The organism is Bacteroidales bacterium, from assembly GCA_035299085.1.
In the GTDB taxonomy this organism is placed as follows: Bacteria; Bacteroidota; Bacteroidia; order Bacteroidales; family UBA10428; genus UBA5072.
Genome location: DATGXG010000014.1, coordinates 33606 through 57499, shown reverse-complemented (window position 1 = coordinate 57499; position 23894 = coordinate 33606). Strand labels below are relative to the sequence as shown.

The window sequence follows — 23894 nt, the reverse complement described above, 5'->3', positions numbered from 1 at the left end:
TTTTTCAGTATGCCTATTTTTAAATCAGGCTTTGCCCAATTGCATATTTGGACTCAGGCAAAGCCTGAGCCCAACCTGATTACACTCCCAAATCCGGATATCGTTCCGGATCTGCCCGGTGCATCACCTGGTATACCGTTTCAAAAACATCCTCTGAGTTGGGATTGGAAAAATAGTCCCCGTCGGTAGTATAGGCAGGCCTGTGTTCTCGTGCCGACAAAGTAACCGGTGGCGTATCCAGGTATTTCCATACTCCCTGTCCCTCCACTACCTGCTGCATCATAAACGCAGTGGCGCCTCCCGGAACATCCTCATCAAAAAAGACAACCTTGCGTGTTTTCTTGACCGATTCAGCAATGATCTCCTTCAGATCAAAGGGCAGTAATGTCTGCACATCAATAAGTTCCACATGTATATTAAAATCATTCAGCTGACGGCAGGCATCCTGGGCGATTCTGACACATGAACCGTATGTAACCAGCGTTATATCATCGCCTTCCTCGAGAATTTCAGGTATACCAAGAGGAACCCTGAACTCTCCGGGATTATCAGGCATGACTTCTTTCAGACGGTAGGCATTCAACGGTTCAATGACAAGCGCCGGGTCCCGTCCTTCGAGCAGTGTATTATAAAAACCTGCAGCCTGGGTCATATTCCTGGGCACACAAACATGGATTCCCCGAATTGAATTGATTACCATGCTAAGAGGAGACCCCGAATGCCATATCCCTTCAAGCCTGTGACCACGGGTGCTTATAATCAGAGGTGCTATCTGGCTCCCTGCTGTACGCCAGTGCAATGTGGCCAGATCATCGCTTAATGCCTGCAGTGCATAAAGTAGGTAATCGAAATACTGAATTTCGGCAATAGGCCGGAATCCTCTTAATGCCAGGCCTATTCCCTTACCGGCAATTGCCGCTTCCCGGATTCCGGTGTCAAAAACCCGATATTCGCCGTATTTTTTCTGCAATCCTTCATAGGTTTGATTGACGCCTCCTATCCGGCCTACATCTTCACCAAAAGCAACCAGGAAAGGATATTTGGCAAAAAGGGCGTCGAAATTATTCCGGATTACCTCGCGACCTGCAATTACAGGGGAATTCTCCGAATATACCGGTAAGACCGGTTTTACTTCAACTGCCGAATATTTTGTTTCATTATACAACCGGGAGCTGTATTTTTCGAAACCGTCAAGAAGATTGGAGGATATCCACTTTTTCATCCCTTCTTTCAGCGGCGCTCTTTGGGGACAATCGTGGCATATGTACCTGAGAATTTTATTGGCCGTACTCAGGTTATCCCTTCGGATGGGATTTTCTATCAGCCTGAGGTTGTTGGCATACAATTGTATTTTGTCAATTCCCTCTCTTTTGCATGTACACGACCTGTTCTCGATTATAGAAAGCAACGATGTTTTCTCTTCGCGGATAAACGACTGGTATTCGTTCCAGGCTTTCAACCGTGTATCTTCCACTTCAACCGCCACAATGTCTTTCAATTCATCGATTGCTTCCTGGCTGAGGATGCCTTCCTTCAACAACATGTTTTCCATTATTACCAGGCAGTCGTTCTCAGCTTCCCAGGAAAGGCGGGCTTCCGATTTGTACCGTTCATGAGAACCTGAAGTAGAGTGACCCTGTGGCTGTGTGAGTTCATTTACATGAAAAAGCACAGGCGTATGTTCACGCCTGCAAACTGCAACTCCTTCAGCAAACACTTCAATCAGCCGGTAATAATCCCAGCCTTTCACTTCATAAATCAGAAAACCTGTATTCCCCTCACCCTTTTCAAATCCCCTCAGCGCTTTGGAGATACTTGATTTAATTGTCTGAACCGAAGTTGGAACCGAAATACCATAGCCGTCATCCCATACTGCCACTGCAAGAGGTATCTGGAGTACTCCCGCAGCATTCATGGTTTCAAAAAAAGCGCCCTCAGAGGTGCTTGCATCACCTATGGTGCCAAAAGCCACTTCGTTGCCGTTAATGCTTATTCCCTTGAATTGTTTAAGTTCCGGATTCTGCCTGTAAAGCCTGGATGCCAGTGCCAGTCCAAGCAGCCTGGGCATATGACCGGCCGTTGGCGATAAATCGGCTGCCGAATTCTTCTGACCTGTCAGGTCAAGCCATTCGCCTGATTCGTCCACATTGTGGGTGGCAAAATGATTGTTAAAGGACCTTCCGGCATTTCCCGGATTCAGTTCGCTGTCAGTAGTTCCGTATAACTGGGCAAAGAACTGCTGAACGGTTAGTAATCCCGTAGCCATCATAAAAGTCTGATCACGGTAATACCCCGAACGCCAGTCGCCCTTTTTAAACTGCTTTGCAAGAGCTATCTGGGCTATTTCCTTGCCATCTCCGAATATGCCGAATTTTGCCTTTCCGGTAAGAACTTCTTTGCGTCCAAGCAGGCTGCATTGCCGGCTTACTAAAGCAAGGCGGAAATCACTGATTATTTCTTCTTTTGAAATCGTTTGGTTTACCAGTCGGTTCGAAAGCGAATTCGCAGTAATCATATACTTCAAACCCGTTTAGTTCTTTAAAAGTTTCCAGTCGGGTCGCAGAGTTTTTGCATTAATCCTGGCAGGTCGCAAGTTGCGGTACCTGGCTCTTTCTTCGCAAGAAGGACAGGTAAGACCCAGCCTTATCATATTTTTATTTTTCCCCACTTCGGTTTCGGGAAACTTTTTTCCAAAAACGTATATGTTAATACCCAGTAAAATCAGTGACAGACCAACAATTGCGGATGCTATTATGATAAGTTGAAGCATAAATGTAAAATAGAAAAGCAAAGATATAAAACAACGCTGAGCTATGAGGGTTCATTTCACGAGTGAATTTCCAACCGATGCGTTTTATTTATACAGGTACAAATTTACTTTTTGCATGGTAAAGTCTCCGCCGGGCAAATGCATGTGCCTGCCCTGGTGGCTCTGATCCCCATTCATCCTGCGGCCATAAATCCATTTTCCATCCAAGTACTGTACTTCATCCAGGGTGCCGATTCCTGCAAGGGATTTGTCGGCCACAGATTCAAACGTTACAATGACACCTGTACCGGCAATCACAAATTCATCGGGCCCCAGCATGATGATTAGTCCTCCGTTACGCGGAGTTTCGCCTTCGGTTTTTATTGCGTAAGCCCAGCTATATTCATGTTTTACCGTGAACAGGTATTTGCCAAGCCTGATCTTTACAACCTGCAATGCACTGTCCAGTAAAAAACCCTGCATGGTCCCTGTGCCCTGGTTTTCCAGGATAAGCGGCGATAACTGTTCAAGCAGGGAATAGGCCCGGCAAATCTGGTTTGTGGCCGGGTCGGAGACGGATTCGATTGAAAAAGGACTGTACCCGATTGCATTATGTTTTCCGAAAGCATAAAAAGCCTGTGCCATGCTTTGTGTATTTCCCACTTCGGGAATGAAAAGCGGGTTGCCAGGAAGGTCGTAACGGGCAGCCCATTCGGTAAAATTCCTGAAATAAATATCAGGTGAAAACAAATCGATTGATGGAGCAGCAGCCTTCCAGATATCGATAAGATGAGGCAAAGGTCCCGCGCTGGGATACTGCCCGGGTTTATAACCCTGTCTTATGAGCGCAGCATTTACATACATCGGCAGGTTATATATGCTTTTTCCTGCTTCAGCGACTTTCCCGGTATATTGAGCAAAGTGCCAGGCCATAAAAAGCTCATCGGTCTGAAGTCCTTTACCAAAGACCTCTTCCCATGAACCTTGCTTTTTATTTCCCAGTTTCAATAGCCCGGCAGGAACCTGTTCATTGAATGCTCTTTCAGCAAGGTCACAATAGTCGCGTGCATCCGGAATCATCCCGATTTCATTTTCAACCTGGATCATGATCACGGTTCGGTCTTTATCGGTATCCTTAATATGTTGCATGAAGGCGGTAAAGGCATTTATATCAGCCTCCAGGTTTTCGTTACTAAACGGTGTAAGAATTTCAACAGGAGATCCGTCATGCATCCTTGCCCGTGGAAAACGCTGCTGATTTTCCTTAACCCATTGAGGAGCGTAACACGACATACTGTTCTTCCATGAGCCAAACCAAAGGAACACAATTTTAAGGTGCCTGCTTCGTGCACCCATAATCATACTATCGATCAGTTCGAAATTAAATTTCCCTTCTTCAGGTTCGATCATCTCCCAGTAAGCAGGGATCAATACTGAATTCAGATGCATTTTTTTGAGGTCGGACCATATCGGGCGCATATAGCGGGCACTTGACGAACTTGAATTTCCCAATTCACCGGCCAGCATAAGAAAAGGCTTTCCGTCAACCATCATCCGGGTTCGGGTGGATTGCTTATCCAGGTATGGCATCGGCTGAGCAAACAGGTTTATGGCCTGTAAGGCGCATAGCATCAAAAGGAAAAACGGTTTCATATAATTACTTTTTAATAATTATAAGAGGGTATTCTCCATGACGGGCGAGAAATCGGTTATTCGCATCTTCAAGTTTCATGAGTTTTTCGAGAATTTTTTCGCCCCACAATTTCTTGTGTATATAGGTATTCAGGAAATACTTATTTGTGCTTCTCCAGCAGTGTATTTCAGCTTTATGACCAAAAGTGAAATTTCTTCTGAACCATGAAAGACTGTGCGGATAAAAATAAAGTCTTGGTTTAATGCCAATTAACCTAACCCAGGCCTTGCCTCCGAAATGACGGGCTATACGGTACAACTGGACCGGCAGTAGTGTAATATTCATAAACCAGCTGCGGTAAAACATGCTATACACAATAGCCAGGCTTGAATCTTGCTTTAAAACCCTGTACATTTCATTAACAGCGGTAGCCTGTTCGTCGCGCGGAATGTGATATAATGTATGCTGGCACAGCACCGCATCGCATGAATTCTCTTTCAGCGGAATATTGGTTATATCGGCGCAAATATATATTCCCTTACGGTGACTGTAATTCTGCCTTGCCTGTATCAGTGCGTTTACCGAAATATCAGCACATATCCGGTATTCAAACGAATCAGAAAGAGCCACATATTCCGGAAGCCCGATAGGCCCGGAAGCTATATCAAGCAGGTATTTTCCGCCGCCCAGGAATTTTCCTGCCCGGGTAAAAGAATGCCTGATATAGTTACGCGTCACTTCCCGGTAGTCTACCCACCTGTTGGTGTCACTGTATACTTTAAGACCCCCTCGGATATCGTAACTGATCTGGTTGTAGTATTCGAACACTCTCTTTTTATCGAAAGGCATGGATTGTCTTTCATCCTTACCGGTTCCTGTGAACAAGGCATAAACCGGTAATAACAGGATGATGTCATCCATTATAGGGTAAAACCATGTACCTGATGTATTTTGATAACCTTGTTTGAAAGCTTGTGCTTCTCCTGTATGTGCGCCCGACCGACTGAGTATGTCGGTGAGTTCAACTCCTGTGATTAAGTGCAGATCCTCCCCGGTGAGCGGACAACGAAGAATATCAGAATCAAAGGAGATCATATTGTATTAATAGGCAAGGAAATCATGGTAAAACACATACTCCCTGACCTGCGCTTCAGGTTTTGCGGTGGTATAAAGCAATTTTCCAAGTATGAGGTTATATCCTTTCTTTTTTGGTTTAAAACGAAAAGAAAGCGACAGGGAATCACTTATAAATGTTTTTTCTTTTGTGAGGAACGCCAGCTTTTCATCAAGCTGGCCTAATGTAATTGCAATCCGTGAGCCTTTCTCCTTATGTGCAATGAAATTGACAAGTACATTCAAACTATCGCCCACAGGAATTGAGTCGGATGATGCTATAATAAAATACAATGAGTTGGTCAGGCCTGCCTGGCCGCTTTTATTATACAGCAGAGTTCCGGCTTCCTGAAAGGTTCCCGTATTTTTTGAAAAAATGTTAACTTTTGTGAGGTCATCCTTATAGAAATATTCCTCTTTCACTACAAGGCTATCATTAATAAAAAGTCCTTTATCGGTAAGCAGTCCCTGTTCATCATAAGATCTTGCAATACTGTTGAGCCGGCCCATATCATAATAAAAAACCGTTTTTATATTGCCATTGGGGTAATAATCGAAATTTCGTCCGTCGGGAATTCCGTTAGTGAATTCACGAATTGCAGAAATGGCCTTTCCCTGGCGATATTCTACCTGGCGATAGTTCTTCCGGTCGTCACTTGTATAAATTGTTTTTTTGCTTATTGTACCATCTTTGTTGTATTCAATCTTTTCGGACTTATTACATGAAAAACAAAGAGTAAAAGCAAGCAAAAGCATGTATAGCGCTGATCTCATATTCTGTCAATTTTTGCCCAAGATAGCAAAATATTCAACAGCTATTAAAGGCAGGCTTTCATCACGTAAAAAAAGAAAGGGGCCTGGAGAAGCCCCTTCTTCAATAAACCTAAAATTAAACCGATTCGAAAAATTTTAAAAAAGTTTGCTGCCAGTATTATGACATTTGTCAGGTTAAATTCACGTAGTGAAAATTGTTCAAAAATTCTGACTAATTGAGACGTCTGTGGGAAAAATAGTCAACAGGTCACTATAAATTTGTCCTATAGTGATCTATGGAATGAATTTTGATCAGTCATAAGTAAAGATTTATGTTATGCAGATCCATTATGATTTTTTTCAGACAGGGAACACGCTTTCACCTCAGAAGGGCCGGATTCTCATCTCTGAGCCTTTTCTGATGGATAATTATTTTAAGCGTTCCATTGTACTGATAACTGAGCACAACGAAGAGGGAACCGTTGGATTTGTGCTGAATAAGCCCATTAACATGAAAGTTAATGAAGTGATGTCCGATTTTCCACCGGTTAATGCTATTGTTTCTCTGGGAGGTCCGGTACAGACAAATACTTTGCATTATATACACACCATGGGTGATATCATCCCCGGTAGTGTGAAAGTTGTCGATAATATCTACTGGGGTGGCGAATTTGCCGTTATAAAAAGGCTGCTTGAGTCGAAGATGCTTACGAATGAGAACATCCGGTTCTTTCTTGGGTATAGCGGCTGGCAGGCTAACCAGCTGGATGAAGAACTCACCGATAATGCCTGGGTAGTTGCTGATATACGCCCTGAGGAGATCATGAGCCCGATGAGCAAGTATTACTGGAATAAAACACTGACACGGCTCGGAAAAAAATTCCAGATGTGGTCAAATTTTCCTGAGAACCCGCAGATGAATTAGCTCTTAGAAAGAAACGTTGGCCAGGCGGGCAATAAAACCGTGAATCAGGCTGATATCGATCAGGAGCGGGAAAACAAAGCCGAACAACGCACCCGACAGATGGGCATCATGATTTACGTTGTCGCTTTCGCGTCGGCTCATGTAATGTGAATAGATCAGGTAAAGCACCCCCATTATGATTCCTGGAACAGGTATGACACCATAAAAATAAATCAGTTCCCAGGGATTGAAAAAGATAAAAGTAAATAACACAGCCGAAACGGCTCCTGATGCGCCTACCGCATTGTACCACGGGTCATCTTTATGGCGGAACAAACTCGTTAGGGAAGCAATTCCAATAGCGGCAAAATAGTAAACCAGGAAAATGGCATTGTGCCACACGGCCAGCCTTGGATCGAAATACTGCTGAATATAATAATCCACCCGGGGACCGAAAAAGAACAGCACCAGCATATTGACAAGAAGATGCGTCCAGTTTGCATGCAGTAGGCCGTGTGTAAATAACCTGTACCATTGGCGGCGATGGTACACCTGGTAAGGATTAAACTGAAGCTTGTAAAACCAGTCGTTGTTTTTAAAAGCAGGTATTGAAACTAATGCGGTAAAGGCAATCAATATATAGGTAATCATTGGCGCACAGGTATTCGTTAATGTAAAATTTTGTAAATCAATTCTTTTAATAAATCACCCTCAGATGCAGGCGATGCCCCTTTTGCTTTGAGGTCATATTCACGTAACCATGAAATGATCTGCTTTGTTTTCGAAAGCGGAAATAATCGGGCCGCCTGCTGGTATTCTGTGACAAAATAAGGATTTATCCCAAGTTCACGTGCAACAGCAGCGCTGCTTTTATCGGTCAAACCATGATACAACAATACCTTGGTAAAATAATAAAACAGGGAAGCAAGAGTGAGGATAAACGGGTTATTTTTCGGATTATCCGAAAAATAGCGAATTATCCGATTGGCTTTCAATACGTTGTTTGCAACAAGGGCCCGGTTTAGCTCAAAATTATTATAATCCTTACTGATACCTATGTTTTTTTCAATAATATCCGATGTGATCTGCCGTGATCCTTCGGGCAGCACAATCATGAGCTTATCAAGTTCATTAACGATTTTCGAAAGATCATTTCCCAGGAAATCAACAAGCAGGGTGGCCGCTTTTCCTTCAATCTGGTAACCCCTGCTTTTAAGGTGGCCCAGTATCCATGCAGCTACCTTATCTTCCCTTATTTTTTCAGCCTCGAATAAAACGAACTTATCATTGAGAATTTTGGCAGTTTTTGTCCGCTTATCCAGTTTTTTGTATTTGTAGGCAAATAACAATATGGTAGTTGGCATGGGTGCCGAGAGATAACTTTCAAGTCCCTCCATGTTTTTCATTTGCTGGGCTTCTTTTACGACAATCAGCTGTCGCGTGGCCATCATGGGATAACGCCTGGCTGAGTTTATTATAGTACCCATATCGGTATCCCTGCCATATAAGATCAGCTGGTTGAAAGCCCTGTCTGCCTCACTTAATGCGTTTTGTACAATATAATCAGTTATGGCGTCGATGAACCAGGGTTCCTCGCCCATAAGAAAATAAACCGGTTTGTATTGCCCGGCCTTAAGTTCAGTCATTATTGCCTCAAAAGTCATCCCTCTTTGATGGATTAATGATGCAAATCTTTATATTTACTGTAATATAAACCCCTCTCAATGGAACCGCTAAATTTACCAACATATTTGTTCCGGTTAAAGGAAGACAGGGGTAAAAAATACATTTTTGATGAAATACGAAGGCGGTTTGTGTTGCTAACCCCCGAAGAATGGGTAAGGCAGCATGTTATCAATTTTCTTGTGCAGGTAAAAAATTTTCCGCGCAACCTGATATCCATCGAAAAAGGCTTCAATCAAAACAGGAATCGCCAGCGTTATGATCTGCTGATATACAACAACCTGGGTAACCCCATGATGATTGTTGAATGCAAAGCCCCCGGAGTTGAAATCAACCAGCAGGTTTTCGACCAGGCTGGCCGTTATAATAACAGGCACAAAGCGAATTATATGCTCATCACTAATGGGGTTAAACATTACTGCTGCATGATTAATCTTCAGAACAGGCAATACGCCTTTCTGAATGATGTTCCCGACTATAGCAGCATGATGGCCGTTATCGTCCAAAAATAGCGCTGATTCGTTGTTTTAGTGACTTCTTTTCATCCTCATTGCCATAACCATAGACGCCATAGCCATAATAGCCGTAATAGCCGTTCATTGGCCCACGGTCGTCATTCAGCACAATGTTCAACGAATTAATGCCTCTCTTTTCAAGGTCATGCAGCACCGATTCAAACAACAACCGGGGAGTGTAATTTTGCCGTACCACAATCAGCCTGATATTGGCAAAGCGTAGCAATAACAATGCATCCGAAACAAGAGCTATGGGAGGAGAATCAATAAGAACCACATCATACCTCCTTTTAAGTTCCTCAAACAACCCTGAAGTTCTGTCAGATGAAATCAGTTCGAGCGGATTCGGAGGAATGGGACCTGAAGGTATCACATCAAGATTTTCAATGCCTGATTGAAAAATGATCTTTTCAAGGTTGATATGATTACTCAGGAAACGACTCAGTCCATCATCAGATTGTATGTCGAGATACTGTCCAAGCCTGGCTTTCCGAAGATCAAAATCAAGAATTACCACTTTCTTGCCTGCCTGTGCAAAGACACTGCCCAGATTGACCGATGTAAAACTTTTACCCTCGCCTTTTATAATAGAAGTGATCAGGATAATATTCTTTTCATCGGGCTTGGTAAAGAACTGGAAATTCGTTCGTAATGACCTGAACGATTCAGCAATTGTAGATGAAGGAACTGCATTCACTACCAACCCGGTTTTATACGAATTATGAAGAATATGCCCAATAATAGGCACCGATGTCAGCTTCTGGATCTCATTCTTATCGGATATCTTGTTTTTAAAATAATCTTTTAAATAGATAAAAACGGCCGGAATAAAGAGTCCAAGCAGGAAGGCAATAATAAAATTCATCCGTGTATTCGGAGATACCAGCTCAAAATCATCTGAAGAAGCCTGATCCAGGATTTCATTCGACGGAACATTTGAAGCCTTTGATATTTGCACTTCAGAGCGCTTGGTTAGCAGGTAGGTGTAAATGGCATCATTCAGTTTGAATTTACGTTCAATGACAAGATATTCGCGCTGGCTGGCCGGAAGTTCATCAATAGTCGATTCGATGCCTGAAATACGGGAATCTATTTCTTTAAGCGATATTTCGGAAGCTTTAATAATGTTGTCCGTATTCTCAATTAGGTTCCTTTTTGTTTCGGTGATTTTTGCCTCAAGGGATTGCAGGTATGGATTGTCCCTGATTGAATTGAATGACATTTCGGCTCGCTCACCGTAAAGACGGGTAAGTTCTATAATCAGGTTATTGAGAAGCGGGTCATTGATATCCATGGATGAAGGAGCAATCAGGTCGTTTACCTGGTTGTTTTTCAAAAGATAATCACGCAGGTAGTTATAGTATTTCGATTTGACTATAAGCTGTGCCTGCTGGTTTCGAAGCTCCTCCATCTGTTCATAAGTCTGCTGAGCCTGGTAGTCGATGTTTGTAACTCCCCTGGTTGACCTGAACCGCTGCAAATTGTCCTCGGAAAAACGCAATGAATCGGTAATTCCTTTCAGCTGGTCATCAATGAATTTAATTGTTGATGTGGCAATACGGTCATCGCGTTCGAGGCCTTTTTCAAGGAAAACCCTGCCCAATTCATTCAGATAATCAGTACCTGCCTGTATGTTCCCGCACCGGATGGAAAGACTAAGGATTGAAGAGTTTTTTTCGGCCTCAATGTCACTGATCCTGTATTGATTTACAAGCTGTGACAGGCTATTGATCCGGAATGAATACAAGCGATGTTCCTTTATCAGGTGAAGCATCTGGAAATTTGGCATGACCCTGAACCGGCAGTACCGGTTTCCGCACAATTCACCAAAAGCAACCGTATCGGAAAAGTGAAAATTATCTATGATGCCCGTATTGCTGTTCGTCCTGAAATTGTGCGATACCACCTGCTTTTCAAGGGCATCTATATAAAGCAGGGTATCGTTTATAAATTTCAGATTAAATTTAACGCCCAGTGACTGGTCGAAACCCGTATCCAACTGAATGACAAACGGGGCGCTTTTATACAGATCAATTGATTTGAAGCGGGTTTCTTCAAAGCTTGAAACATAAAAATCAAGATTCTTCAGTGTACGCCGGGTAAGGCTTTTGGACTGCAGCATCCCGATTTCATTCTGCAGCTTGTAAGGATTGCCGTAGAGAGAAGCGCCAATGAAGTTTTGCGGGTCGAGAGGATTTTCCTCGTCCTTAATGAGCAGCCTCGAAGTTACCCTGTAAACCGGCTCGCTAAACCGGTTGATTACTATGGCTATGCATAGGGCAACTATCAAAACTGCACCGAAAACATACCAATAACGAAGACATTTTATCAGAAATGCCTTGATGTCGATCGAATCCTCCGCCTCAAAATCAACATAACGCTCGTCGCTCATCATTTTCCGGCTTGAGACCTATTTTATAAGAATGTTGTAGCCTACGAGAGCTGTGGATATCAGCACAAGAATTGTTTCATACGGAAACCTTGAATACGACCACGACTTGGCGTTTAAAGGCTCAACATATACGATGTCATTCGGTTGCATGTAGAAATAGGGCGACTCAAGGATTTTATTGTCCGATAAATCAAGTTCAACCAGGTTTGAACCGGTCTGAGTCTGACGTACCAGTTTTATTTTTTTAGGATTTCCGAAATCTTTCATACCACCTGCCAAACCGAGTGCCTGGAAAAGGTTAAGCTGGTCCCTGTAAATGGTGAAACTGCCGGGGTTATTCACTTCTCCGATTACTGATACTTCAAAGTTCACCAGTTTCACAACGGCATTTGATTCCTTGAAATATTCGTTTAGCGTCTTTTGGATCTGCTCTTTTACCTCAGCCACAGTAAGCCCTTTAACAAACAGTTTGTCCACGAATGAAAAATTAATATATCCGAATTCATCCACGGAATAACTTTTAAGGTAGAGGTAGGTAGGATTCATCAGATCGGGAAAGTCGGTCTGGAAAAATTTGCTGGTTTTCGGATCCACGCTGTATACCTCAATATACAAGTGGTCACCTGTCTGAAGCCTGTACGTTGTATTTTTTGCATTGGCAAATTCGGTGGTAGCCTGCTTAGCCGTTTTTTCCTGCAGTAACTTAACCTTATTCTGTGATATGCAGGAAGAAAGCAATAAGGAAGTAATGAGCACCATGTGTGCCCAGGATGTAATGAACTTTGTAAAACTGATTTTCATAGCCAAGTATTTAAAGTTAGCGTTTTAGTTTTTCTTGTGTAAAGCTTGGTAATACGTGATTTTGGTTGCTTTTCGATAAGCCGTAATAAAGGCACCAGGAATCTTACAGTCGGCTTTAACGCGTTCAGCCTCCTCAACAGAATTTCCAGCCTTAATGTGGTATTTGTACCAACCTTCTTCATACACTACGGCAATATTTTCGGGATTACCCCACAGCATGGATATTTCATTTGCAGGCAGCGCCAGTCGCGATGCAGCAAGCTGAACATGATATTCAACATCCATGGCATCATCACGCCTTTCGCCTGATTTAATCTGATTTTTGTTCTTTCTGACCGCATCGGCCAGGTTTATTTTTACACCGTCTTCATAAGCCACTATAAATGCACCGGTTGAATTGACATTCTTTACGATTTCGACGGCATCCGAATAATTCCTGACACCCATAAACTGGTATTTGTACCATCTGTCCTCACGAATCATTTCGACTGGATAACTGCCGCTGTAAATTATCTTCAGCTGGCTGACCGTAAGCGGCGCCCTGGAGGCTGCCACCTGGATGCGGAAGATAAGACCACCCGGTAATTTGGCTGCGCCGACTGAAGAAATAATTTCACCTGCACCCGGAACAGAATCTGCAGAAGCATTTACCGGGGTTGCTTTAAATCTTGTACCTTTTCTGTATGCCACTACAAAGGCACTGCTGATGCCGCTTGACTTTCTGAACCGGCTGGCTTCATCATACGAGTTGAAATCACCGACAGAATATTTGTACCATCCATTTTCATTAATCATTTCAACGTTCTTGTTCCCGTAATACATCCGGCTGAGCGCACGTTGTGACAACTGGTTCCGGTTGGCTGCAACCTGAACCCTGTAAATCACCTCATCATCGGCGGGAATAAGTTTCCCAACGTTTTCATCGGTTACTATACCAATTTCTTTTTCAGGCTGCGATGTACGTTCAGGAGTAACCACCGTAACCTGCTTTTCAGTTTCACCGGCAGAGTCTACCGCAGCGGTTTCCGGAGTTTCCAGGGTGCCGTTACCATAAATATAATCATACCACAATTGCAAAACCCTGTCGTGATCGAAAGAATTCAATCCTGCAAAAGCTCCTGTGGAAAGAGCGGTATCTGACATTTGCCCTGTTGAGATATACTGGTTGTAAGAATCAATCATTGCCTGGTTCACCGTTACACCGTTCGGAAGACCTGAATCGGAAGGGGTTAATGCATTGATCTTTCCAGATTCCTGCTTGAATGTCTCTTCAATGACCTGCTCATTGGCTGGAGATTCGGATTGATTTGGAACTGCCGCAACAGGGGTAATGGATTGTGTATCCGGTACAGAGGCATCCAATTGCATTTCCTGCTCAGCTGCATCCAATTGTGTTTCCTGCTCAGATGCAACATTTTGCGTCTCTGCTGCGGGAGTCTCCAGAGCCGGTGTTTCCGCAAGCGTTATATTATTATATTGTGCCAGTGCTGTAATTTGCTTCTGTATCGCCTGATTTTCAAGGTTCAGCGCTTCGATGAGTTTTTCAATCCGGGCAAAACCGTCCATTTTTTTGGCTTCAATACGGTAGCTTATAGCCTGAAAGTAATTGTCAGATGACTGTTCTTCAAGAAGTTTTGCATTGAGATAATCCGATTCCTGGTTTTGATGAGTTTTCCAGAACGTATCAATGTATTTCCTGTAAAGTGAAAACTTTATTTCATTGCATTTTTCGTATAATGCGGATGCGTTAGTCTGTTTCTGTAGTGCCTGATCTTCAAGTTGTTTAACTTTTTTGTCAATAGCTTTCTGATCAAGGGTTTGATCACCCTGCACCGTGAAAACCTGCATGTTCAGATCATTGGCCTCACCTGTGAGTTTATCGGCCTGGGATTTGTAATCAGCAGCTTTATCGAGCTTTTTCTGATCTTCTGCCTTTATAATCGGGCGAATCGCAGATTCATCCTGTGCCAGTAATTTTGGCAGGTTGAAAAACAGAATTCCAACTATTACAAAAACGGGTATCCTCCCCATTTTAACACGTTTAAAAAATCATATTTTAAAACAAAGAATACTCTCTGTCCGGGTCAGGATGGTTTGGTAATCTTAAGGTCAGTATCAGGTTTATTAATCAGCTGAAGCATCAATTCTTCAACAAATCCCTTGCTTGTCTTTAACCAGTCGGCTTTCCGGCCGGTCACTCTGAATCCGCATTTTTTAAAAAGCCTGAGACTATCCGCATTATTCGTCGTAATATTACAAAATAGCTGATGTAATTGCAACGTTTCAAAGCAATAAGTAACAAAAAGCTTCAGCGCCTGCGTTGCAAAACCCTTATTCCTGTCGCTTCTGTCACCAATCAGAATGCCCACACCAGCCCTCAGGTGGTAAGGATCAAAGTCGAAAAGGTCAATGGTTCCGATTGTTCTGGCACGTGAATCTCCTGTTTTTACATCAATCATCAGCCTTAACTGCCGTACCTGGTAGATGTCGAGATGAGCATTCTCGATATATTTTTCAAGTATGTATTTTGAGAAAGGCGTGATGGTGTTGCTCACTTTCCAGATTTCAGGATCATTTTCCCACTTATATAACAAATCCACATCAGCCGGTTCAGGAGCCCTGAGAATGATCTCTGTTTCTTTCATCACGGAATTGGATAATTTGACCGCAGAACAACACGGTATACATCTTCTGAATTTCCGGGTTCTGATTGTTTTACAAAAGAATAAACACCGGCTTTTCCATTCTGTTCCGGTAAATAGCCATAATTATCCAGTGTGTTGTTAATGGGATACCCTATGTTAACAGGCGTTTTCCACGTTTTCCCGTCTTTAATCACATAGAAAATATCGAAACCGCCCATACTGTAGTGACCTTTTGAACTGAAAAAGAGCACGCTGTCGCCAATTGAAAGGGCCGGACAATCCTCATCAAAGGCCGTATTGATTATTTTTCCGGCATTGCGGGGCTTGCCCCATTTACCGTCCTTGCCCGGCATACTAAAATAAATATCCAGTCCGCCTAAACCACCTTTCCGTGCGCTTGCAAACCACAGTTCTTTTCCGTCAGATGTTTCGCAGGCCCATGTTTCCTCGGCAAGCGTATTGATATTGTTGCCCAGGGATTCAGCTTTGCCCCAGATATTGTTTTGCCTGTATGAAACATAAATGTCTTTATTCTCAAGTGTTTTTCTCACCAGGTAGAGTGTATTCCCGTCATGTGAAAACGAAACAGGGTAAAATTCGCCATCTGAACCTATCAGCGGATTCAGATTTTCGGGAGGTGTCCAGGATGTTCCGTTTTTCCTTACATACAGGATGGCGTCATAAAACTTAAGTTTACGTATAAAAACCATGGAATTGCCGTCGGCTGAAATTACAGGATACACTTCGGATGCCGGCGTGTTGACAACGCTGTCTTCCGGTTCAATCAGAGCGTCAACGGGACTGTCCATGATAATTTTGGCACGTTCGCATGACTTGATTTCATTTTCAACCACATTCAGGTTGTAATTACCGTAGTACAAAGGTGAATTGATGAATGTGTTATACGCGTTCATGGCATCATCAAGCCGGCCCACCATACGATATACATTGCCAAGATAAAACCATGCATGAAGTGGTGCTTTGGTTTCATCAAAGTCGCGGTCTCGATATTTCTTTTTATCGGTTGTATGTTTAATGGCTACTTCAAAACAGTGTACAGCAAGCTGCTCACTGCCGGGAATATTCATATAACATTCTCCGAGCTTAAAATTAAAATGACTGTTTTCGGGATAGGCATCAACAAGTTTCCTGAAGTTAAAGGCAGCTTCTTCAGGATCGCTTCTTGTTAAAAAATAAATGCCATCATCGAAGTATTCCCTCTTCTGTTCCCTGGTCTGTGAGTTCAGCTGGAGGACCAGCAGGAAGAAAATGAAAACCAAAAGAATACGCATTTGAAATTACTTCTTGTATTTAAGGTTTTCAGGTACTGGTGTCACACGAACATCCACCGGCTTCGGGCTTGATATTTCGTATTCAACCCTCCTGTTATAATGTCTGCCTTCAGGATTGTCCGTTCCGTCGGCATTTGCATTCACCGCTGCAAAATCGCTTTCACCCATGCCGATGGCTTCCACTCGCGATGGGTCAATTCCAAGCCCGGTCAGGTATTTTTTAGCTGCATCAGCTCTTTTTTGCGATAGTTTCAGGTTATAGTCTTCAGGACCCTTTGAATCGGCATGGCCCGTAAGTTTTACACTTGCTCCCGGGTTGTCAAGCAAAAACCTGAAAACTTTATGAAGTTGCAGTTTGCCGTTATCATTTACAAGGAAGTTATCGAACCCAAAATATACAGGGTCAAGTTCTATCTCCGGTTTGAGGATAATGGTTTCCGCTTCGGGAACTGTCTTTACATTAGCAGGCTTAGCAGCGGGAGCAACTTCGGCGGTGGGAGTTTCAGCAGCCTTTACTATAGGGGCGGTTTCGGGTTGGGCAACCGGTATCTGTGCAACAGAAGGTGAAGTTTCCTCTTTTACCTTCGGCTGCTCTGAGCGGATATGATCGGCAAGTACTGTATTGATATCCGGTGCACCAATTTTCTGCAAGGCGTATACATCTTCTTTTCCATGACTGTCTTCGAGGATACGGGAAACAAAGGCAACATGATCATTATTCCATGGATAGAAGAAAAGATCATCATCGGTTGTATTTACAGGATAACCTATGTTTTCGGGACTTGACCAGCCGTCCGGAGCAGTTTTGCAGACAAAGATATCATATCCTCCCATATTCTCATGACCCTGAGAACTGAAGTAAAGGAGACTGTCGTTGTCGGTAATAAAAGGAGTATCCTCATTAAGCGCAGTATTGACGTTCGGGCCCAGGTTTATCGGTTCACCCCAGTTACCGTCAGTCTGCCTCACCGATTTGTATATATCCATTTCACCATAACCACCCTTACGGTTGCTTGTAAAGAAGAGCGTACTACCGTCTTTTGAGACAGAAGCATGTGATTCCCAGAACTTTGTATTAACGTTAGTTCCGGCAACAGGAACAGATTTCGACCACACACCATTGATGAAATGACTTACAAAAATGTCGCTGTTAAAGGGATCTTCACGGGTAAGGTATAACGTCATACCGTCATATGAAACTGAAGTGACGTACTGATCGCCGTCGGACTGAATCTGGGGTGTAATATTGACAGGGGATGACCAGCCGTGAAGGGTAAGTTTGGAAAAATAAACCGCATTATAAAAAGGCAGCTCATTCATATACAATATCACTTTACCGTTACCAGAAACAACAGCTTTGAAATTTGAAGACGTTCCGTTAACTGAATCACCCAGGTTTGTGAATTTCACACTCACCGGATTCGCCATGAATTTAATGGCTGTGTTGCAGGCAGTAATTTGTTGGTCGGCATATTTAATATCCTCTGTTGAACCGGCGAGCTCCTTGTATTTAGTATAGGTAGCAATGGCATCGGAAAGCTTGTTGTTTACCCTGTATGCATTGCCAAGGAAAAGCCAGGCGTCAAACGGAGCATTTTTTTGATTGATCGATTCGTTATATTTACGGCCTGTATTTTTAACAGCTTCCAGGAGATATCCGATTGATTTTTCTTTCTGACCGGGAATATTCAGATAACAAATCCCCATACGGTAATTGATGTTCGCGTTATCCTTGTATCCGCTGGTGTAAATTGACTGGTAATCGTATAAAGCATCCAGGTATTCTTCCTGGGCGAAAAAGAATTCCGCATCATAAAATAATTCTTTCAGTTCAGCGGGGCTTTTTTCTTGAGCTTTAAGGGGAATGATGAGGAGAAGGATAAAAAAAACTAACAAAACCGTTTTCATGTGCGGAGGTTTTATAATATAGCAAATTTAATAATTTAACGATAGGTAACCCAAAATACCTTCGCGAAATGTGGGTGAGGATGCCCGTGTCTACCTCAGCCTTAGTTCAGACGGTATGTCTATAAGTTTTGTTATGCAAACAGAATCAGGAAGATTAAGAAGAATAAGTTCCGCCCGACGGTTAAATTGCCTTGCTTCGGGGAAATCACTTCCGTCAGCATGATTATTGGGGGCCACGGCATTGCTTTCACCGTAACCGTTAACCATAATGCGTTGTGATGCTATGCGGGTAAGCATATAATCCTTAATGTTTCCGGCCCTGTTTTTTGATAATTTCAGATTGTAGGCGTCGCCTCCAATTGCATCGGTGTACCCGATAATTTCAAGATTGCACTGTGGATACCGGCTCATGACATAAATAAGTGAATCAAGCTGGGACAGGCTGTTTTTATCGGGTTTACTCTGGTCAAATCCAAAACGGATATCGGATATGTAAAGGGTATCACATTTCTTTTCCAATCGGGGCACCGAAATTTTATCACTTAGGACCAGTCTGTTGCCGGGAAAATTATCCGGAATGGACAGATTTTTTGAAAGCAGTATGTTTGAATGATCAGAGAAATTAACAAGATACGATCCTGAGGCAACCTTCTGGCTAAAGGATCCATCTGGATTAAGTCTTACAGAAGCCAGGGTATCCATACGGGGTTTGCTCAAAAACGAAACACTTATGTTTTCCGCCTGGAAGCCGGAATCAGCTATAACATCCATTTTTCCGCCAACCAAAAAGCGTATGGGTTTTCCAAATGCTTTAACCAAAAGCCGGACTATATCCTGCTGTGTTGAAGAGCCCTCAAACCGCGACTGGTATGCAACATATCCTGAATCCAGAGGGAAATAGAACATATCATCATCCGTAGTATTAAGCGGATAACCGATGTTAACAGGTGACAGCCATTTTCCATGGGTGTCTTTAGAGGAAACAAATACATCATAGCCACCCATATTATAATGGCCCTGAGAACTGAAATAAAGCTTGCTGCCGTCGGATGAAACAAACGGTGATTCTTCGTTATAAGCGGTGTTTATCAGGGGCCCGAGATTCCGGGGTTCCTGCCACTTCCCGTCTGCATCCGCTGTACTAATGTAAATATCCAGCCCTCCATAACCGCCTTTCCTGTCGCTTGTAAAATAAAGTGTTTTACCATCCGGCGACAAGGAGGCATGTGTTTCATTAAATACAGTATTAACATTTCCTTCGACTTTCTGCAGGGCAGTCCATTCTTCGCCAGTTTGCCTTGTTATATAAATTTCACCCGACTTGTAAGGATCATAAGCGGTGAGCAGTAAGGTGGTTCCGTCAGCTGATAAACCGGTTAAATAATGATCCCCGTCTGACTGGATTTTTGGTGTAAGATTATCCGGTTCATTCCATGTGCCGTTTATCTTACCGGCCAGCATAACCGCATCGTAGAATTTAAGCTGATTCATATAAAACAGCTTGTTTTCACCGGTTGAAACCAGTGGATTGAAATTCGAATAAACGGTATTAATTACATCGGGTAAAGTGTCAGTATTAAACAAGGCCGGAGAAGCAATGAGTTCCCGGGCATTCAGACATCTCTCTATATGGTATTCGACCAGTTTGCGGTTGTCTGCATCGGTATCATCAAGTGTATTAAGATAATCATTGAAGTAGCGGATCGCCCTGTCGAAGTCGTAATTAAGCCGGCAGGCTATACCCATATACAACAGCGCTTTTGAAGGAGCATATTCTTCCTGGAGCGAAGTGCCTTTATAACGGTCAGAATGATTCTGAATGGCCTTTTCCAGCCAGGGTAATGCCTTTGTCTTAGCACCGGCAATATTCAGATAGCACTCGCCAATTTTGTAGCAGATATTGGCTGTTTTATAGCCTTTATCGTGCAATGACAGAAATATATAAAGAGCTTCATTATAATCTCCTGAAATTATGAATTCCGTTGCATCCGAATACAGGTCATCAGGGTTCGGCACAATTTTTTGTGCTTCCACTGAAAATGGCACCAGGAATACCAGTAACAGAATAGTATAAATTCTATTCATTTTTACGCTTTTTGCGACGTAATAAGAATATAATGAGCAACAGGATGACAATGCCGTTAACAATAATCAGCGATGTGACCAGTGCAGGCTTGTCGATCCGTGCCAGCCAGCCTTGCTTTTCTTCAACCATGCCGGCAGAAGGACCTTTGCTGAGTACCATTTTAAGGAGTATCCTGAGAAGATCTCTTTCTGTGTAATTATACTGATCAGCAACCGACAGAAGGTATTGCATCACTTCAACAGGTTTTGAGAACTGCGAAGGATCTGTGGCATTTATGGCTTCAAGGATACGGTTATCGGCATACTTTCTTAAAAGCTCAATGAATTCAGCAACATTTTTAGGATTGATAAGATCGATCAGAAGCTGGTACACCATCTCACGATTGTAATCGTGGAACTGCGACTGGTTAAGCAGGTAATCGACAAGTTGCTCAAACGTATTGATCTGAAGTCCCCTGATATCAATTTCCTGGATGAACTCTTTAAGCGAACCTGTGGCTTTTTCAACCAGCATCTTCCTGAAGAGGTCAACAAAATAGTACGGATCATTTCTAACCTTTTCAATGTTTTCAAGAAGTTCACGTTTAGAATACTTGCCCTTTTCAGCATCATTAAGCATATGGGTTATGAAGTCCTGTGAGTTTCTTATGCCTGCTGATTCAAGGTTGAGATCAAGTAATGAATTCTTAAGATTATCGGATGAAATAAATATCAGGCCCTGTTGTAGGAAATTCATGTTAAGATCTTCAGCAGCCAACTTAAGCATTGACTTGAGTTGCTCAACAGGAAATTCGTTTTTCAATGTGCCCGACCATATTTCATCAGCAACCTGGAGAGTGGTGCTGTAATTTTTCCAGTTACCATTCATTGTTTTCAATTTCACTCCCAGTTCACCTTCAGCATACGATTCGAAAAGGTTCAGCAGTTCATGCGGATTCCGGTCAAGAGCGGCAATTTTATAAAGTGCATCCCTGATGTCATTCAGTGTAAAATTGACACTGTCGGCTTTATCGGCTTTACTATAGAGGTGATCCACAAATGCATCTGCAGTGTAAATCCCGTTATCCTTAAGATTCGTATTTTCAATCGATTTTGACAGGCTGTCCGAAGCCTGCTTTTTCATTTCATCAAAGAAGAAATTCAGGTTTTTCTGCGAAAGGAATTTAATCATCAGGTTGTCCACGTCCTGAATGGAATAACCGATTTCACCGGAATGGGCAATAAGGAAATCATATAATTCTGAAATCGATTTGAAGTGAGTCAAATCCAGTGTTTTCAGGTAATCCTGCAATTTTCCCCGGGTAAGAGAACTCAATCCCGAGTAACGGTCGCTATCGGAAAGGGGTGGTTGCTTTTCTGCCATAACCGGAGCTGCAATATTCTCCTCAGGTGTATAGATCACGGTTACATCTCTTACCGTGCTGTCACCTTTATTATCAGTAAGAGTAAAATGCAGCGTATTTACGCCCGGTTCAGGTGTAAACATATAAACAATATGGTTACGCCTGTTGCTGATCGCTTCATTTTTAACAAGTTTGCCATCAATTATGGTGGCGATTTTCAGTTTTGTATTCCTGTCGAGATTGATGCGGATCGGAATGGGCTCATTGGTCGTTACATTGTAACTAACAACCGGAATATTCATTTCAGGTCCTTTGTAACCGAAAGTTTCAATTACCGGTTGCGGAATAATTGCCGAAGCCGTTGATTCAGATGATGGAGTGAGCAATGAGGAATGAGCAATGATATTTGACGGGTTGTTAACCGGTATTGTAAGGGCTTCTGTCTTATCAGCAATACCTTCTCCGCTTATTTCAAGCTTAAAATCGCCTGCCAGGGCATCCAGTTTAAAGGTACCATCCGGATTCAGCTTTATCTGATCAATTGTTTTGCCTGTGCGGGAGTCAATCAGCGAGGCTGTGTAACGTGTGTATGTAGGATTCACTTTGCCGTCAACATGGGCCACACCGTTCAGGATAAATTTCCTGGGATGCAGTGCTGTAAAAACTTCAAGTCTGTATATATCCGCCATTCCCAGAGAATTGACCGGATCATATTTTGAATAATAGGCAAAAGCACCGTCACGAAGAGGAAAGAAGAAAATATCATCTGCGGTTGTATTCAGGGGATACCCGGCGTTTACAGGTTTAGACCACTGTCCGTTATCAAGCCTTGTACTGTAGAAAATATCATAGCCACCCATATTGTAATGGCCCATCGAACTGAAATACAATGTGCTTTCATCATCAGTGATAAACGGAGTTTCCTCATTGTATTTTGAATTGATAACCGGACCAAGATTTACGGCAGGCCCCCATTCACCATTCCGGCCTTTCTGGGATTTATAAATATCCAGACCGCCATATCCGCCTTCACGGTTGCTGGTGAAATAAAGCGTTTTTCCGTCCTTTGATACCGAGGCAGCTGATTCCCAATACTTGGTGTTAATATTCCCGTTGAGCTTATCCAGTTTGGACCATTTGCCATTTTTATAATGGCTTGTATAGAGATTGCCGTCAAAATTATCACTGCGGTATACGTAAATATCATCACCGTCGTATGAAAGCCCGGTTGTATATGTATTGCCGTCAACGGCAAAATCCTGCGTAAGATTCACAGGGTCGGTCCATTCTCCGTTAACCTTGCGACTTACAAACACGGCATCATAGAACTGGAGTTTACGGGTAAATGCAATCACTGTCTCATCACCTGAAACAACAGGATTGCTTTCTTCAAAACGGTCATTGATCTTATTTCCCAGGCTGTTCGAAATAAAATACATCGGATTCCGCTGCTGTTCGGCAGCTATCTTACAGGCGCTGATCTGTTCATCCACAAGAGCCACATCATAGACTGCGGGATCAAGCACGAGCTTAAATTGTTCATACGCTTCAATTGCGTCTTTAAGACGGTTATTCACCCTGTACGCATTACCCAGGTAATAGAGCGCCTCAAGCGGGGCTTTGGTTTCCTTGAAGCTTGTAGGCTTGCTCTGAGCGCTGGTTCCTTTGACCGCTTTCTCAAGGTAGCTTGTCGATTTTGATTTCTGGTAGTTATCATTCAGGTAACAAATACCAATTTTATAACTGATGTTGTAGTTATCGGGGTTAACGGCAAGTATACGCTGGTAAAGCGGCAAAGCATCCTTATATTCTTCGAAAAGAAAATAGGATTCTGCCTCTACAAATAAGCTTCTTATTTTTTCTTCATCCTGGCAAAATATCATTGCAGGAAGAAGTAATAAAAAAATAAAAGCTATCAATTTTGGCTGGAATACAGAATAGGGTTTCATAATTATGATTATGACAAACAAATTTAATAATTAATCAATATACGCAAGTATGATCCGGTAGTTATGATGGGGTATTTATCAACAGACTGCGCTTTGCGTTTCATATTGTTTCATGCTTCGCGTTTCATG

The 23894-nt window shown here is 42.8% G+C and carries 17 protein-coding genes; 2 read left to right on the top strand and 15 right to left on the bottom strand.

Annotated features, from left to right (window positions below; all coding sequences use genetic code 11):
• Positions 1–79 precede the first annotated feature (79 nt).
• The 5 genes from VK179_03845 to VK179_03825 all read right to left on the bottom strand — a co-directional run bounded on the left by VK179_03845 (position 80) and on the right by VK179_03825 (position 6269).
• Positions 80–2515 carry a thiamine pyrophosphate-dependent enzyme gene (locus VK179_03845; protein ID HLO57847.1) on the bottom strand — a complete coding sequence of 812 codons (2436 nt, stop codon included), beginning with the start codon at positions 2513–2515 and terminating at the stop codon, positions 80–82.
• Positions 2516–2530: 15 nt separating this feature from the next.
• Positions 2531–2770 carry a hypothetical protein gene (locus VK179_03840; protein HLO57846.1) on the bottom strand — a complete coding sequence of 80 codons (240 nt, stop codon included), beginning with the start codon at positions 2768–2770 and terminating at the stop codon, positions 2531–2533.
• Positions 2771–2854: 84 nt separating this feature from the next.
• Entirely contained in the window at positions 2855–4402 is a 1548-nt protein-coding gene (locus VK179_03835) for a DUF5597 domain-containing protein (protein HLO57845.1), read from the bottom strand.
• Positions 4403–4406: 4 nt separating this feature from the next.
• Positions 4407–5477: a class I SAM-dependent methyltransferase gene (locus VK179_03830; protein HLO57844.1), complete on the bottom strand. Its 1071-nt coding sequence runs from the start codon at positions 5475–5477 to the stop codon at positions 4407–4409.
• Between the two features lie 6 nt (positions 5478–5483).
• Complete coding sequence (locus VK179_03825) at positions 5484–6269, bottom strand: hypothetical protein (GenBank protein HLO57843.1); 786 nt, start codon at positions 6267–6269, stop codon at positions 5484–5486.
• A gap of 316 nt (positions 6270–6585) precedes the next feature.
• On the opposite strand from VK179_03825, the gene VK179_03820 reads away from it, so the two are divergent.
• Positions 6586–7173 carry a YqgE/AlgH family protein gene (locus VK179_03820; protein HLO57842.1) on the top strand — a complete coding sequence of 196 codons (588 nt, stop codon included), beginning with the start codon at positions 6586–6588 and terminating at the stop codon, positions 7171–7173.
• 3 nt (positions 7174–7176) lie between these two features.
• Here the strand turns inward: VK179_03820 and VK179_03815 are convergent, their stop codons facing one another.
• Both VK179_03815 and holA read right to left on the bottom strand, forming a co-directional pair.
• Positions 7177–7803 carry a rhomboid family intramembrane serine protease gene (locus VK179_03815; protein HLO57841.1) on the bottom strand — a complete coding sequence of 209 codons (627 nt, stop codon included), beginning with the start codon at positions 7801–7803 and terminating at the stop codon, positions 7177–7179.
• A 17-nt stretch (positions 7804–7820) separates the two neighbouring features.
• The gene (holA, locus tag VK179_03810; protein ID HLO57840.1) at positions 7821–8816 is read right to left on the bottom strand and encodes a DNA polymerase III subunit delta; all 996 of its coding nucleotides are present in this window, start codon (positions 8814–8816) and stop codon (positions 7821–7823) included.
• A 60-nt stretch (positions 8817–8876) separates the two neighbouring features.
• Between holA and VK179_03805 the strand changes: the two genes are divergently transcribed.
• Entirely contained in the window at positions 8877–9347 is a 471-nt protein-coding gene (locus VK179_03805; protein ID HLO57839.1) for a type I restriction enzyme HsdR N-terminal domain-containing protein, read from the top strand.
• On the opposite strand, the gene VK179_03800 is transcribed toward VK179_03805, so the two are convergent.
• From VK179_03800 to VK179_03765, 8 genes are all read right to left on the bottom strand, one after another.
• Complete coding sequence (locus VK179_03800) at positions 9331–11745, bottom strand: polysaccharide biosynthesis tyrosine autokinase (GenBank protein HLO57838.1); 2415 nt, start codon at positions 11743–11745, stop codon at positions 9331–9333. The two genes, VK179_03805 and VK179_03800, sit on opposite strands and share 17 nt — an antisense overlap.
• A 15-nt stretch (positions 11746–11760) precedes the next feature.
• Positions 11761–12543 (bottom strand): polysaccharide biosynthesis/export family protein, encoded by a 783-nt coding sequence (locus VK179_03795; GenBank protein HLO57837.1) that lies wholly within the window; start codon positions 12541–12543, stop codon positions 11761–11763.
• A 24-nt stretch (positions 12544–12567) separates the two neighbouring features.
• A complete protein-coding gene (locus VK179_03790) occupies positions 12568–14574 on the bottom strand; it encodes an SPOR domain-containing protein (protein HLO57836.1) in 2007 nt (668 codons plus the stop codon).
• 53 nt (positions 14575–14627) lie between these two features.
• A complete protein-coding gene (locus VK179_03785) occupies positions 14628–15188 on the bottom strand; it encodes a GNAT family N-acetyltransferase (protein HLO57835.1) in 561 nt (186 codons plus the stop codon).
• Positions 15188–16480 (bottom strand): hypothetical protein, encoded by a 1293-nt coding sequence (locus VK179_03780; protein ID HLO57834.1) that lies wholly within the window; start codon positions 16478–16480, stop codon positions 15188–15190. Before VK179_03780 ends, VK179_03785 begins: the two co-directional genes overlap by 1 nt.
• A 6-nt stretch (positions 16481–16486) precedes the next feature.
• Positions 16487–18388, bottom strand: a complete 1902-nt coding sequence (locus VK179_03775; GenBank protein HLO57833.1) for an OmpA family protein — start codon at positions 18386–18388, stop codon at positions 16487–16489.
• Positions 18389–18478: 90 nt separating this feature from the next.
• Complete coding sequence (locus VK179_03770; GenBank protein ID HLO57832.1) at positions 18479–20473, bottom strand: OmpA family protein; 1995 nt, start codon at positions 20471–20473, stop codon at positions 18479–18481.
• Positions 20466–23765: a tetratricopeptide repeat protein gene (locus tag VK179_03765; protein ID HLO57831.1), complete on the bottom strand. Its 3300-nt coding sequence runs from the start codon at positions 23763–23765 to the stop codon at positions 20466–20468. The genes VK179_03770 and VK179_03765 overlap by 8 nt, the downstream gene beginning before the upstream one ends.
• Positions 23766–23894 lie beyond the last annotated feature (129 nt).